The following is a 13,457-nucleotide window of genomic DNA, read 5'->3' as shown; positions in this document are numbered from 1 at the left end:
CAGAGGAGTACGAGGCTCTCTACTACGCTCAACACCAACCCAGCGAACCCGCCGGAATCAACCGTTGAGGTCTCCATCAAAGTCGGGGCGGTTCAGACACGCCCATTCACCAGTGCCAGGACCACCGCATCTCCGCCACGCGTGCTCCAAGCTGCCCTGTGTACAGACGGCCCCGAGCCATGAAGGAGAGTCACGCCGCCTGGCCACGCATCCTCGTCTTGGCGCCTCTTGCGGCCACGACAGCAGCCGGCGCAGTGCCCACCTCTACTTGATCGTGAGAATTGCGTCGTAGGACCGAGCGAACCCGAATGACCAGTGCGGAATTGGAGGTGCAGAGCGACGAGCTGGGGAAATGGTGACGGCCATCGCTTGATCCTTCGAGGGCCTAAGTCGAGACCGAAGGAGAGCAAAGCGATGGCCGCAGACATCAGTCTGCCTTCCGAGTGGTGGTTCGCGAAGAGGATCTGCAACCGGTGACTCCGACTTTGTGCAGCCCACAATCAATGCTCTGACCAGCACAGACAAAGCCCCCACATCCCCGATTTCACCTAATATCTTCGTCGTTCCACTGAGATTCACTAGTTGAAGCAGCTGGCATTCGCGCGGAGAGGAAACCTCCCTCAGCCCGCTACGTCCACCGACTCCTGGACGCCGGGCGTCCCTCCGGCGAGCCAGCGGAACGCAAGATGTGAGGGTTTGTGATTGAGGCCGCGAAGGCACCCGGCTAGGTGGCATGGAAGACGGAGAGCGGTTCAGAAACGACGGGCTCTGCAGCGCCCATACGCTCCTCGAAAAGCGCCGGACATGTCCTGCGGCGGGAGCGGGGAGTGCGAGGGCCCGCTTACAAATGCCGGTCATGTCCCCTTCTCCCCTCCCCGCGGCGGGACGCAACCGGGGCGCCGGAGCACGGGGCCCGCTTACGGGAGTAAGTTTGCCTGCCTTACGTCTCAGCGGCGGTGATCTATGGCTCCGCCCGAACGGACGTCGCCATCTCGTCCCAGCAGTCCTGGCTGGTCAGACAATTGTCCCCGCACGACCACCGCTCACCCGACGGGACGTAACCGGCCGCTATCCAAGCGTGATGAACCGTTGCCCGGTTCCAAAGCTCTGTCGCGCCGGACGCCATCCACGTACATCGCGGCTGGCTGTCGGCGCATGGCTCGGCGGCCTGGCGGGCCGTCCCAGCCCGAGGGCCCTGTACCGATCGGGCAGCAACTCCTCAGGCCGTGGCGGCCGTCGCATCGGCTCGGTCCGGTCGCCTTCAGAGGTGGGTTGTTCATGCCTCAGTGCCAACCGTGGTGCTGTGGCTAGAGGGGGAAGTCGTCGTCTGGGAACGGGGGGTCGTCTGATTTATCGAGCTCGGGGGTTGTTGGGGGTTCCAGGGCGGCGGAATCGGGGGCTTTGGGGTAGGAGGCAAGCTGTTTGCGGAGGCGCCAGCCATTCGTGGTTCGTTCTATGTAGCCTGCGGCCGCCAGGCCGCCCAAGGCGCTCAAGGTGGCGTCCAGGCTTAGCCCTGCGGTGACCGCTATGGACGCGGGACCTGCGCCGCCTCGATTGGGGATCGCGTCGAGGACCTTTCGGGTGGGTTCGTTGAGTCTGTCTCTGGGGACTGCAGGAGCTCGGGATTGAGGGGCCAGGTCGTCGCCTATTACGCCGACCAGGTCGATCATCTCCTCCGAAGAGGTTACGCATATGGCTTTGCGGTCGCGGAGGAGTTTGTGGCAGCCGGCCGACATGCCTGAGGTGACCGGGCCGGGGACTGCTGCCAGGTGCCTGTTGAGGGACAGGGCGTGGGCGGCTGTGTTGAGGGCGCCGCTGCGTAGGGCTGCCTCCACCACTACGGTCCCCCTTGACAGGGCGGCTATCAGGCGGTTTCTGATGAGGAAGCGGGCTCGGGTGGGATGGACGCCGGGCGGGCACTCACTGATCACGACGCCACGATCTCTAACGGCTGCGAACAGGACTTCGTGGCTCGCCGGGTAGCAGATGTCGACGCCGCAGGCCAGGACGACCACTGTTGGTGCGTCGGCGGCCAGGGCTCCTCGGTGAGCGGCGCTGTCCACGCCGTGGGCGCCGCCCGACACGACGGTCCAGCCCGACTCACCGAGACCGACGCCGAACTCGGCTGCGATGTGGGTGCCGTACGACGTGGCGGCTCGTGCCCCCACAACCGCCACTGATTTGAGGCAGGAGAAGCGCAGGTCGGCCGTCCCATGGAGCCACAGCCCGAGAGGGCGGCCGGGGCCTAGCTGGTCCAGTTGGGTGGGCCATTCCGGGCTGCCCGGAGTGATCAATCGGGCTCCGGACTTTTCTCCGTTTTCGAGGTCTGCTGCTGGGTTGGCCGCTGCCAGGCGGGCGTGCCAGGCGTTGAGACGGGCGGTGAGGTCGGGGGGACGACCTTGATGGGCTTCCTGAGCTCGCTTGGCTTCCTGGGCTACGAACTCTGGCGGCAGAGTACGGGCGCGGATCGCCTCCACTGCCGATGAGGCCCCGTACTGCATCACTAGACGGCCCATGATGGGGTCGCCGACGTCGGCCGCTCTCATGAGCGTGGCTCTGGCCTCGGTTTCGCTCCTGGCCGAGGTGGACGGGGCCGCCGAGGTCGACGGGGCTGCCGGGGTGGATGGGGCTGCTGCCGGGGTGGACGGGGCCGCCGGGGTGGACGGGGCCGCCGGGGCGGCCGAGGTAGCGGCCGTAGCCGAGTTTGTGGCCGTGGACGAGCGCGCAGGCGATGGCACGGGTGCGGGCGCAAGCGCAGGCGGTGGCGCGGACGCAGGCACAGGCGCGGGTGATGGCGCGGACGCAGGCGCAGGCGATGGCGCGGGCGCAGGTGCAGTCAGTGGCGCGGACGCGGGCGCAGTCAGTGGCGCGGACGCGGGCGCAGGCGATGGCGCGGGCGCAGGTGCGGGTGGGGGTGGGGGTGGGGGTGGGGACGCAGGTGAGGGCATGGGCGGGGTCGGGGGCGCAGGCGACGGTGGGGGCGGGGGCGGCTGCCGGGGCGGAGGTGGGAGTGAGGTTGTGACCATGGTCTGGGTATTGGCCCTGTTCTGGGGCTTGATCACGGGCTGATGCTTGGTTTCAGTTTCGGGCGTGGTTGTGGGCTCATGCTGCGTGTTGCTGGTTATTGGGGCGGAGTGGGTTGGCTTGGGCGTTTCCAGCAGCTGATCGGTGGGAGCTATGCCGGTGCTGACGGCGACGTTTTCGCTCATGCCGGTGGCGGTGTCTATGGCGGTGCCAGTGCTGGCGCGGCTCGTGCAGGCGACCGCGGCGGTGCCATTGCCTGCGGTGATACCCGTTTCGGCGGAGGTGGGGAGGCTTGTGTGGGCGACAGCGGCGGCGCCCAGGTTGCCGACCGTAGCGGGGCTTGTGCAGGTGCTAGGGGCAGTGGCGGTGCCCGTGTTGGTGGACGGGGCGGTTTCGGCGGCTGCGGGCGGTTCGTTGGTCAAGGTCGTTTCGGTAGGCGCGTGGGTCGTGTCGGGGTCCGTAGGGGGGCTTGGTGGGGCGTCTGCTCCTGGTAGGCCGGCGGTAGCGGCTGCGGCTGGTGGAGGTAGGCCGGGGGTAGCGGCTGGTGGAGGTGTGAGGGGTGTGTCGGCTTCTGGGATTGAGCTGGGCATGAGGGCTCCTGGAGGGATGTGGGGCTGGGGGTGGTGGCGTAGAGCCGCGTGGGTGAAGGCCCGATCGCGGTGCGGGCGTGGGGTGGTGGGGTTGCTTTTGGGGTGGGTGTTAGGACTTCACTCCCAGCCAGAAGCTGAGGGCGGCGTTTGTTTCGTCCTCCTCCGGGGTGTCCTTGTCGGCCAGGTCGGCGAGGGTCCATGCGACGCGTACGACGCGGTCCAGGCCGCGGGCGGTGAGGGTGCCGGAGTCGAGGCAGGACGTCATGGGTTTCATGGCCTCGTTGGACGGGCGGTAGTCGGAGTGGAGCAGCGAGGAGGGGATTTCGGCGTTCGTGCGCCAGGGCGTGCCGGTCAGGCGTTTGGCGGCGCGTTCGCGGGCCAGGAGGACGCGTTCGGCCACCGTCTTGCTCGTTTCTACGAACTGGCGGTCGGCGAGGAGTTCGCGTCTGGACGAGCGGACCACGGTGACCTTCATGTCTATGCGGTCGAGGAGTGGGCCGGAGAGCCTGCCCAGGTAACGGCGCTTGATCGTGGGGGTGCACTTGCAGGTCTCGCCCTGGTCTTCGGCCTGGGCGCACGGGCAGGGGTTGGCGGCGAGGACGAGCATGAACCGGGCCGGGAACGTGACCGAGCCCGCGGACCTCGACACCGTCACGCGGCCGGACTCCAGAGGCTGCCGGAGAGCGTCGAGCACGTGGCGGGGGAACTCGGGGGCCTCGTCCAGGAAGAGGACGCCTCTGTGGGCGAGGGAGACGGCTCCTGGACGTACGATCGCGCTGCCGCCGCCGATGATCGCGGCGGACGTCGCCGTGTGGTGTGGGCTGACGAACGGGGGTCTACTCATCATGGGAGCGTTCGGCGGCAGGGCGCCCGCGACGGAGTGGATGGCCGTGACCTCCAGGGCGTGGTCGAGCTCCAGGTCCGGCAGGAGGGTGGGGAGGCGTTCGGCCAGCATGGTCTTGCCCGTGCCCGGCGGGCCGAGCATCCAGAGGTTGTGGCCGCCTGCCGCGCACACCTCCAGAGCCCGTCGGGCGACCGGCTGACCGACGACGTCCGCGAGATCCACCGCCGGGCCGTCGGTGGATTTGGGCAATTCGGCGCACTCCTCGACCCGGGGCTCGGGCTCGTCGTCTCCCCTGCGCAGCCACTCAACGAGCTGGCGGAGGTGGGCCACCGGGACCACTTTGACGTTGGGCACGAGGGCGGCCTCGGCTGAGTTCGCGGCGGGGACGACGACTGTGACGTCACCGTGTTTGGCCGCGCCGATGATGGAGGGCAGCACGCCGCGTACGGGCCTGATGCGGCCGTCGAGGCCGAGCTCGCCCAGGAAGAACGGCTCCGCGATGCGCTCGGCCGGGATCACGCCCGCGGCGCTCAGAATGGCCACGGCTATGGCAAGGTCGAACTGGGAGCCGCGCTTGGGGAGACTGGCCGGGAAGAGGCTGACGATGATGCGGGCGTCTGGCCAGGGATAGGTGCTGTTGACCATCGCGGACCTGACCCGGTCTCGGGCCTCGCTGAGCGCCGTGTCGGGGAGGCCGATGAGGTGGATGCCGGCCAGGCCGTTGCCCACGTCGGCCTCGACCTCGACGGTGCGGCCCGTCACTCCGATCACGGCCACGCTGCGCGTACGGGCCACGGCCATCTAGATCGCCCCCCGTACGTGGCTCAGGGCGAAGTCACCGGCGAAGCGCTCAAGGGCGATCACGTCCACCCGTACGGTGCGGAACGTACGCGGCTGCGCGGCCAGCCACTTGGCCGCGAGCATCCTCAGCCTGGCCAGCTTGACCCGGCTCACGGACTCCAGGGCTGTGCCGTGGGATCTGCCCGATCGGGTTTTGACCTCGACGACGACCAGGGTGGGGCCTTCCTCGGCGAGGATGTCGATCTCGCCGTGGCGACAGCGCCAGTTGCGGGCGATTATCTTCATCCCCTCGGCCTCCAGGTAGGTCACCGCTACCTGTTCGCCTTGTTTGCCGAGGTCTTGGTCGTGTTTCGCGGCCATATGCCACCTCCGTCGTCAGCCCGGTGCTGGTCTGGGCACCGACTTTCGTGGATGAGGGGTGGTGGGGGCGGGGCCGAACGGGGTTCTGGGGATGGCCGGGGTGGGTCAGGGGGCGACCTGTGGATAGCGCCTCGGCGGTTGGCTCGTTGGCGGATGGAGCGGGGTTGCGTATGCGCGGTTGTGGATGACGCGGTTCTGGATTCAGGGCTGGGTGTGGGGCTGCGGCTCCGCTGTGCTGGTCAGCGGGTAGTTCGGTCGGACGGCCCCTATGCGGGTGGGGACGCAGGTCTGCGGACGCGGTTCGGTCAGGCGGGGGCCGGGGGTCGGAGGGGGACCCGGTTTGGTGAGGGTTTGTGGTGGCGAGGGCTGTGGTGTGTCGCGTTGTGGGCAAGATTCCTTGGGCCTTGCGGCGCGGTGGGGCGGCGCGGTGGGGCGGCGCGGTGGGGCGGCGCGGTGGGGCGGCGCGGTGGGGCGGCGCGGTGGGGCGGCGCGGTGGGGCGGCGCGGTGTCGAGGCGCGGCGCGGTGTCGAGGCGCAGCGCGGTGTCGAGGCGCAGCGCGGTGTCGAGGCGCAGCGCGGTGTCGAGGCGCAGCGCGGTGTCGAGGGCGGATGTGGGCAGGGCTTGTGGGCATGATGTGGGTTGCGTGACTGTGCGCTGCCGGGCGTGGTCTGGGATCGATGCGGGCGGCCGTTTGGGGCTGTACGCCACGCTGAGGCATCCAGGCGCCACAGCGCTGTTTCTGGCGCGTGATGGAGACTCATGAGCGCGGTGCGCGACGTTGGCCGCCCCGCACAGGGCACGGTGTCGGCTAGGTGTTGCCGGCCGTGATGGTTGTTGGCGGTGCCGCTGCTGAGCGTTGTGCATAGCGGGCCGGGCTTGAGCGTGCCCTGGATGGGGCTGCATCAGAGCGAGGCGTGGTGGCGAACGAGCGGAAGGAACAGCTGGTTCGCAATGTGCTCAAGGGCTTGATCAGACGGCGCAGCTCGCTCGGAGATCATGTTGTATCGGATGAGCGCGCCGGGCATCGAGAGCACCGCCTCGGGAATCGGGGAGCCGCCTATTTCGCCTCGCGCCCGCGCGCGGTCGATCACCTGCTCGAACACGCGAGGAACGGTGCCCTTCACGTCGTCGGGTATCTCGTCGAGCTCGCTGAGTAGCCCCGTGGCGACGTCCACGCCGATCCGCTCTATCCGGTCGGCGAGCTCGTGCAGCAGGACGAAGACGTCACCGGCGAGGCTGCCGGTGTCGGGCACGTGTTCGGTGACCGTGCCCGTGTGGGCACGCACTGCCGCGTGTACGAGGGCGGCGCGGCCGGGCCAGCGGCGGTAGATCACGGCGCGGCTTGTTCCTACGGCTTGTGCCACGGCGTCGATCGTGAATGCGGCGTATCCCTCGCGCTGCAACTGCTCCCAGGCGGCCTCGAGGAGGGCGTCGTCCAGCTCGCGTCCACGGCGTCGCCGTGCCGGGCGGGATTCTGTCCGAGCTTCCACACGCTCAGGATACACGTGTATCTTAGAGAAATAAGATACACGCGTCTCTTATCTAGAAGGGGCAAGGATGGTGGAGCGAACGAGACTGGAGCCCTTGGGCCGGCCGCTGATTCGGCTGGCGCTGGTCGTGATCGTCGGCGGGGTCGCACCGCTGGTTGACACGACCGTGGTGAATGTCGCCCTGCACGCGATCAGCGCGGACCTTCAGGTGGGCACCGACGCGATTCAGTGGGTGGCGACCGCGTACCTGCTCGCCCTGGCCGTAACCGTGCCCGTCACCGCGTGGGCCTCCGACCGATTCGGCGCCAAGCGACTGTGGATCGCCGGGCTCGCGCTTTTCCTGACCGGGTCCGGGCTGTGCGCCCTGGCGTGGAACTTCGGGTCACTGGTCGTCTTCCGCGCCGTGCAGGGGTTCGGCGCGGGCGTCATGCTGCCGGTCCTGCAAACGATCCTGGTACGGGCGGCCGGACCGACCAGGACCGGCCGCGTACTCACCATCGTCATGCTCGTGAGCACCATCGCCCCGATCGCCGGCCCTCTCGTCGGTGGGGCGATCGTCAACTCGGACAGCTGGCGATGGGTCTTCGTCATCAACCTCCCCATCTGCGTCGCCGCGATCCTGCTCGCCCTCAACTTTGTGCCCCGTGCGCCGGCCCAGCCCGACAAACGGCTTGATCTTCCCGGGGTGCTCCTGCTCGGGATCGGCACCGCTGCGTTGCTCTACGCGCTCAGCGACGCGGCGGCCGACAGCGGCGACGCCGTAATTCGTATCTGGACACCGCTCGTTGCCGGAGTCGCGCTGACGATCGGGTTCATCGCCTGGAGCCTCGCCCGCGGGACGCGCGCCGCGATCCCTGTCCGGATCTTCGCGCACAAGGCGTTCAGTTCGGCCACCGCCACGTTGTTCCTCACCGGCGTCGCCCTCTACGGCGCGCTGTTCCTGATCCCGCTCTACTTCCAGCAGCAGCGCGAGATGAGCGCTCTCGCTGCCGGGACGGTGCTGGCCCTGCAAGGTGTCGGGTCGTTGCTGACCAGGTGGGTCGGCGGCGTGGTCGACCGCCTCGGTGCCAGACTCATCACCGTCGTCGGCGTCATCCTGTGCGCCGCCGCGACCCTTCCCTTCACGATCGCCACAGCCCAGACCAGCTGGGTGTTGCTCGGGATCGCCCTGATCGTCCGCGGAGGAGCGCTCAGCGCCGTCAACATCGCCATCACCGCCGACGCGTTCACCGAGCTCTCGCGCGAGCAGGTCCCCGCCGGATCTGCCGTCGTCCGCCTGGTTCAGCAACTGGGTGGCGCCGCCGGAACCGCGCTCCTGGCGACAGTCGTCACCGGCGTCTCCGCCACTGCTGGAACCGTCACCGGATTCCACGCCGCGTTCCTGTGGAGCATCGGCCTCACCGTGGCCGCTCTCATCCCGTGCATCTTCATCCCGGCATCACGCCCCACTGAGCCGGCCGCGCATACGAGAACGCGCTAGCGATGGCGACTGCATCTCCGGCGTCGTGGGGCACAGCCTGTCCCAGAGCGCGCCGTCGGCGGCCGGTCAAGCTGAGAGCGTACGGGGCCCCGCCTCGTTACCCCGAGAACCCCTCCTTGGGCATCTCGAGGTCCGCCTTGGCCAGTTCTTCCACGTTCACATCTTTAAACGTGACCACCCGCACGTTCTTCACGAACCGCGCCGGCCGGTACATGTCCCACACCCAGGCGTCCTGCATCTTCACGTCGAAGAAGACGTCGCCGTTCTCCGCGGTACGGACGTCGAGGTCGACCGAGTTGGTCAGATAGAACCGACGCTCAGTCTCGACCACGTATGTGAACAAACCGACGACATCCCGGTATTCGCGGTAAAGCTGCAGCTCCATCTCGGTTTCGTACTTTTCGAGATCTTCTGCGCTCATCGCGGTCCTCCTGTCGTACCGGTCCCCCGGTTCGCCTGGTCAGGCAACCCCGGCCCCCATTTCATTTTCACCCATCCCCCTCGCCACCGTGACGAAGGAGTATCGGTGATCAGGACACGGCCCGTGCGTTTCCAGCGCCAGCCGGTGTCCTGGTGTGACATACCCCTTGTGCTCGGCGAAGCCGTACTGCGGGTAGCGCTCGTCGAGCGCGACCATGAGGCGGTCTCGAGTCACCTTGGCCACGATCGACGCCGCCGCCACGCATGCGGCCACCTGGTCCCCCTTCCACACGGCCAGCGACGGCGCCGGGAGGCCCGGCACCGGGAAGCCGTCCGTCAGGATGTACTCCGGGTCACAGGGCAACTGTGCGACAGCCCGCCGCATTCCTGAAACGTTGCATTTGTGAAGACCTTTAGCGTCGATCTCCCCCGGCGGGATGATCACCATGCCGATGTGGGAGACGCGGACGATCTGGTCGTACAGACGTTCGCGCACCGCCGGGGAGAGCAGCTTCGAGTCGCCGAGGCCGTCGATCTGCCTGCGCAGGATCACGGCCGCGACGACGAGGGGCCCCGCGCAGGCGCCGCGGCCGGCCTCGTCGACGCCCGCGATGGGGGTGAGGCCGCGGCGGGCGAGCGCCCGCTCATAGGCGTAGAGTCCGGAATCGCGCCGGACGACGCTTGGTCGAGGGCGGAACGCAACTGTCATGACAGAGGCAGCGTACGCCCCATACGCCGCGAACCGCGACCGAAAGCGACCGCTATTTGACCTTGTCGAAAGTGTCAGGACGGGAGAAGAGATACCCCCGGGACAGCGGCCAGTAGCGCACCACGGCCTTGCCGATCACGTCGTTCTCCGAGATGAACCCGCCTCCGGCCTCGTCCATGTGGGCCCGCGAGTCGGCCGAGGCGCTGCGGTGGTCGCCCATCAGCCAGAGCTTTCCGGGCGGCACGGTGACGTTGAACTTATCGCCGGAAGCGTAATCGCCGGGGTAGAGGTAGGAAGTCTCCTCCAGCGGCGTGCCGTTGACCGTGATGCGCTTCTTGGAGTCGCAGCACACCACCTTGTCGCCGCCGACGCCGATGACCCGCTTGATGGTGTCCTCGCCGTTGTTCCAGCCCTTGAAGACCACGATGTCGCCGCGCTCGGGCTTGCCCGCCAGCTTGTTGACGAACACCCGGTCGTTGACCAGCAGCGTGTTCTCCATCGAGACGGACGGGATGTAGAACGAGCCGACCACGAACGCCTGCAGCAGCAGGGCGATGCCGACGCCCAGCACCAGCAGCAGCACCGTCTCGCGGAAGCCGCCCTTCTTCTTCTCTTTCCCCACGCCCTCCGCCTTCTTGGTGACGGCCATCAGCGCTTCCTCCCCCTCCAGCGGCGACGGACCAGGACCAAGGGTAGGGCCAGCCCGAACCCGGCGACCAGCGGTACGGAGCCACCGAGCGCATGAAGCGCCGGTTGCCCGAACGTATCCGGAATGTCGATCGAGGTCGCCCGGTTGAACGGCCAGACGATCACGAAGGCCCGCCCGATGACCTGGCTCTCGGGGATGGAGCCGCCGCCCGCGTCACCGGTGTGGGACCGGGAGTCGAGCGAGACCGACCGGTGGTCGCCCATCACCCACAGCCGCCCCTCCGGCACCGTGATGTCGAAGAACTTGTCGGACGGCACGTTGCCCGGATAGAGGTAGCTCTCCTCGTCGATGGGCGTGCCGTTGACCGTGATGCGATTCTTGGGATCGCAGCACTTGACGTGGTCACCGCCGACGCCGATGACCCGCTTGATGTAGTCCTTCTCGCCGGGCACGAGGCCGAACGCCGTGCCGACCCAGCGGAAGAAGGCCGCGACCGGGTTGGACGGCTCCTCCATCTGGAACTCACCGTCCCAGGAGTCGACTCCCGAGAAGACCACCACGTCGCCGCGCTCGATGTCGCGCGTGTGGTAGACGAGCTTGTTGACCAGGACCCTGTCGTTTTTCAACAGGGTGTTCTCCATCGACTCCGACGGAATGTAGAAGGCCTGGACCACAAACGTCTTGATGATCAGGGCCAGCACCAGGGCCACGACGACAAGAACGGGAAGCTCTTTCCAGAACGACCCCTTCTTCTCCTTTTTCTCGCCTTTAGCTGGCTTCTGAGTCTCTTCGGCGACCACGTCCACCTCGTCCTCGACAGGGCGGCGCGCCGCGCCGTGCTCCTGGCTCTCGCTAGTCATCGCTGACGAGCCTAGATGATGCTTCGGCTCGACAAGCCTCGACCGACGTTACACCCATGCACGAGTCGCTCCACATAAAGGAAACGGCCCTGTAAAGCCGAATGGCCCGCGCGAGTGCGCGGGCCATGAAAAGACCGGGCTACTTGGCGGCCGTCGTCTCGCGCTTCTCGCGGATACGGGCGGCCTTGCCGCGCAGGTCGCGCATGTAGTAGAGCTTGGCCCGGCGCACGTCGCCGCGGGTCACGAGCACGATCTTCTCGATGACCGGGCTGTGCACGGGGAAGGTGCGCTCGACGCCGACGCCGTAGCTGACCTTGCGGACCGTGAAGGTCTCGCGGGCGCCGCTGCCCTGCCTGCGCAGCACGAAGCCCTTGAAGACCTGGATACGGGAACGGTTTCCTTCGACGACTCGTACGTGAACCTCGAGCGTGTCACCGGGACGGAAGCTCGGCACGTCGCTGCGCAGCGTCGCCTTCTCGAGCTCCTGGATCTTCGTGTGCATGAGAGCTGTCCTCAAGTTCTCGTGAGCACGCGGAGGTCCACCCGGCCGAAGCTCGTGGCGGACGCGCTTGCTGTCTCCTGGCCCGGGGTCGCTCCGCCCGGGCATGACGAACCAACCAAATGGTGGTTGGCATCGACTCAGTTTGCCATATCTTCGCGCTCGACGCGAAACGACAGCTCCTCGAGGAGCTTCCTGTCGTGCTTGTCGAGCGTGTCGGGGTCGAGCGCGGCCGCCAGCTCCGGCCGGTTGCGTACGGTACGGCGCAGCGCCTGGTCACGCCGCCATCTGGCGATTTTTCCGTGATGCCCGGACAGCAGCACCTCAGGCACTTCATGCCCCCGCCAGACGGGCGGCTTGGTGTAGACGGGGCCCTCGACCAGATTCTGCATGGATCCGGGCGCGAAGGAGTCGTCCACGGCCGACTGGGCATTGCCGAGCACGCCGGGCAGCAGCCGCCCGATGGCCTCCACCATGACCAGCACCGCCACCTCGCCCCCGGCCAGCACATAGTCGCCGATGCCGACCTCGTCGACCCGCAGCCGGGAGCCGTACTCCTCCATGACCCGCGAGTCGATGCCCTCGTAACGCCCGCACGCGAACAGCAGCCACGGCTCCCCCGCCAGCTCCTGCGCCAGCTCCTGGGTGAACGGCCGCCCGCTCGGGGTCGGAACGATCATCCGCGGCGCGCCGTCCCCGGCCACGGCGTCGATGGCCTCGCCCCACACCTCGGGCTTCATGACCATGCCCGGCCCCCCGCCGTAGGGGGTGTCGTCCACGGTCTTGTGCACGTCGTGGGTCCAGTCACGGAGCTGGTGTACGCGTACGTCGAGCGTGCCGCGCTCGCGGGCCTTGCCGATCAGCGAGACGTCGAGCGGCGCGAAGTATTCAGGGAAGATCGAGATGATGTCGAGCCGCATCACAGCAGGCCCTCTGGCGGATCGACGACCAGCCGCCCGCCTTCCAGGTCGATCTCGGGCACCAGCGCCTTGACGAACGGGATGAGCGCCTCGTCCGCCCCGGCCCTGCGTACCACCAGGAGGTCCTGGCCGTGGTGCAGGACGTCGGTGACCTCGCCCACGGTCTCTCCTGCGGCGGTCTCCACCGTCAGGCCGATGAGCTGATGATCGTGGAACTCGTCGGGGTCGTCGGACGGCACCACCTCGGCCGAGTCGATGACCAGCATGGTGCCCCGCAGCTCCTCCGCGACGTCGCGGTCGGCGACCCCTTCGAAGGTCAGCAGCAGGAAGCCCTTGTGCCAGCGGCGGCCCGCGATGACGAGCGGCCCCTTGCCGGCGGGATCCGTGGCGATGGACGTGCCCACGGCGAAACGCAGCTCGGGATCGTCGGTGCGTACCTCCACGGTCACTTCACCGCGCACCCCGTGCGGACGGCCGATCCGGCCGACGACCAGCTGCAACATGAACTCCTAACGCAAGCGCCCCCATCGGCCGGCAAAGCCGATGAGGGCGCGGAAACCTGACGCTAACGGACTGCTTCGTGCAGGTCGAGCAGGTCGACCCGTACGTACTTCCCGTCGGCCAGGGCGTTCACAACGGTGCGCAGCGCCTTGGCGGTGCGCCCGCCGCGTCCGATGACCTTGCCCAGGTCCTCGGGGTGCACCCGGACCTCCAGGACGCGCCCGCTGCGAATGCGGCGTGCGCGGACCCGGACATCGTCTGGATGTTCGACGATGCCCTTCACGAGGTGCTCGAGAGCCTCCTCGAGCAC

14 protein-coding genes are annotated in these 13,457 nt (G+C 67.9%); 2 read left to right on the top strand and 12 right to left on the bottom strand.

Annotated elements, in window-relative coordinates; genetic code table 11:
* Nucleotides 1-1,307: 1,307 nt before the first annotated feature.
* Nucleotides 1,308-2,546, bottom strand: a complete 1,239-nt coding sequence (gene dprA, locus ACIBI9_RS35145; RefSeq protein ID WP_397228472.1) for a DNA-processing protein DprA — start codon at nt 2,544-2,546, stop codon at nt 1,308-1,310.
* A 185-nt stretch (nt 2,547-2,731) separates the two neighbouring features.
* On the opposite strand from dprA, the gene ACIBI9_RS35140 reads away from it, so the two are divergent.
* Nucleotides 2,732-3,022: a hypothetical protein gene (locus tag ACIBI9_RS35140; protein WP_397228471.1), complete on the top strand. Its 291-nt coding sequence runs from the start codon at nt 2,732-2,734 to the stop codon at nt 3,020-3,022.
* 701 nt (nt 3,023-3,723) lie between these two features.
* Here the strand turns inward: ACIBI9_RS35140 and ACIBI9_RS35135 are convergent.
* The 3 genes from ACIBI9_RS35135 to ACIBI9_RS35125 form a co-directional block, all read right to left on the bottom strand.
* Nucleotides 3,724-5,259: a YifB family Mg chelatase-like AAA ATPase gene (locus ACIBI9_RS35135; RefSeq protein WP_397228470.1), complete on the bottom strand. Its 1,536-nt coding sequence runs from the start codon at nt 5,257-5,259 to the stop codon at nt 3,724-3,726.
* Entirely contained in the window at nt 5,260-5,619 is a 360-nt protein-coding gene (locus tag ACIBI9_RS35130; RefSeq protein WP_397228469.1) for a YraN family protein, read from the bottom strand. It lies immediately after the preceding gene.
* 902 nt (nt 5,620-6,521) lie between these two features.
* The gene (locus ACIBI9_RS35125; RefSeq protein WP_397228468.1) at nt 6,522-7,109 is read right to left on the bottom strand and encodes a TetR/AcrR family transcriptional regulator; all 588 of its coding nucleotides are present in this window, start codon (nt 7,107-7,109) and stop codon (nt 6,522-6,524) included.
* Nucleotides 7,110-7,176: 67 nt separating this feature from the next.
* On the opposite strand from ACIBI9_RS35125, the gene ACIBI9_RS35120 reads away from it, so the two are divergent.
* The gene (locus ACIBI9_RS35120) at nt 7,177-8,589 is read left to right on the top strand and encodes an MDR family MFS transporter (protein ID WP_397228466.1); all 1,413 of its coding nucleotides are present in this window, start codon (nt 7,177-7,179) and stop codon (nt 8,587-8,589) included.
* 97 nt (nt 8,590-8,686) lie between these two features.
* Here the strand turns inward: ACIBI9_RS35120 and ACIBI9_RS35115 are convergent, their stop codons facing one another.
* From ACIBI9_RS35115 to ACIBI9_RS35080, 8 genes are all read right to left on the bottom strand, one after another.
* Nucleotides 8,687-9,010 carry a DUF2469 domain-containing protein gene (locus ACIBI9_RS35115; RefSeq protein WP_026215037.1) on the bottom strand — a complete coding sequence of 108 codons (324 nt, stop codon included), beginning with the start codon at nt 9,008-9,010 and terminating at the stop codon, nt 8,687-8,689.
* A 39-nt stretch (nt 9,011-9,049) separates the two neighbouring features.
* Nucleotides 9,050-9,718 (bottom strand): ribonuclease HII, encoded by a 669-nt coding sequence (locus ACIBI9_RS35110; protein ID WP_394495871.1) that lies wholly within the window; start codon nt 9,716-9,718, stop codon nt 9,050-9,052.
* A 52-nt stretch (nt 9,719-9,770) separates the two neighbouring features.
* Entirely contained in the window at nt 9,771-10,367 is a 597-nt protein-coding gene (gene lepB, locus ACIBI9_RS35105) for a signal peptidase I (RefSeq protein WP_397228464.1), read from the bottom strand.
* On the bottom strand, nt 10,367-11,227 hold the full coding sequence (gene lepB / locus ACIBI9_RS35100) for a signal peptidase I (protein ID WP_397228462.1): 861 nt from the start codon (nt 11,225-11,227) through the stop codon (nt 10,367-10,369). Before lepB (ACIBI9_RS35100) ends, lepB (ACIBI9_RS35105) begins: the two co-directional genes overlap by 1 nt.
* A gap of 139 nt (nt 11,228-11,366) precedes the next feature.
* Nucleotides 11,367-11,729, bottom strand: a complete 363-nt coding sequence (rplS, locus tag ACIBI9_RS35095) for a 50S ribosomal protein L19 (RefSeq protein ID WP_185071559.1) — start codon at nt 11,727-11,729, stop codon at nt 11,367-11,369.
* 137 nt (nt 11,730-11,866) lie between these two features.
* Nucleotides 11,867-12,646, bottom strand: a complete 780-nt coding sequence (trmD, locus tag ACIBI9_RS35090; RefSeq protein WP_364839595.1) for a tRNA (guanosine(37)-N1)-methyltransferase TrmD — start codon at nt 12,644-12,646, stop codon at nt 11,867-11,869.
* Nucleotides 12,646-13,146, bottom strand: a complete 501-nt coding sequence (rimM, locus tag ACIBI9_RS35085; protein ID WP_397228483.1) for a ribosome maturation factor RimM — start codon at nt 13,144-13,146, stop codon at nt 12,646-12,648. Before rimM ends, trmD begins: the two co-directional genes overlap by 1 nt.
* Nucleotides 13,147-13,211: 65 nt before the next feature.
* Nucleotides 13,212-13,457 carry an RNA-binding protein gene (locus ACIBI9_RS35080; RefSeq protein ID WP_043634919.1) on the bottom strand — a complete coding sequence of 82 codons (246 nt, stop codon included), beginning with the start codon at nt 13,455-13,457 and terminating at the stop codon, nt 13,212-13,214.

The organism is Nonomuraea sp. NPDC050451, assembly GCF_044458585.1.
The sequence above is the reverse complement of the archived record's forward strand: the minus strand, read 5'-3'. Positions and strand labels throughout refer to the sequence as shown.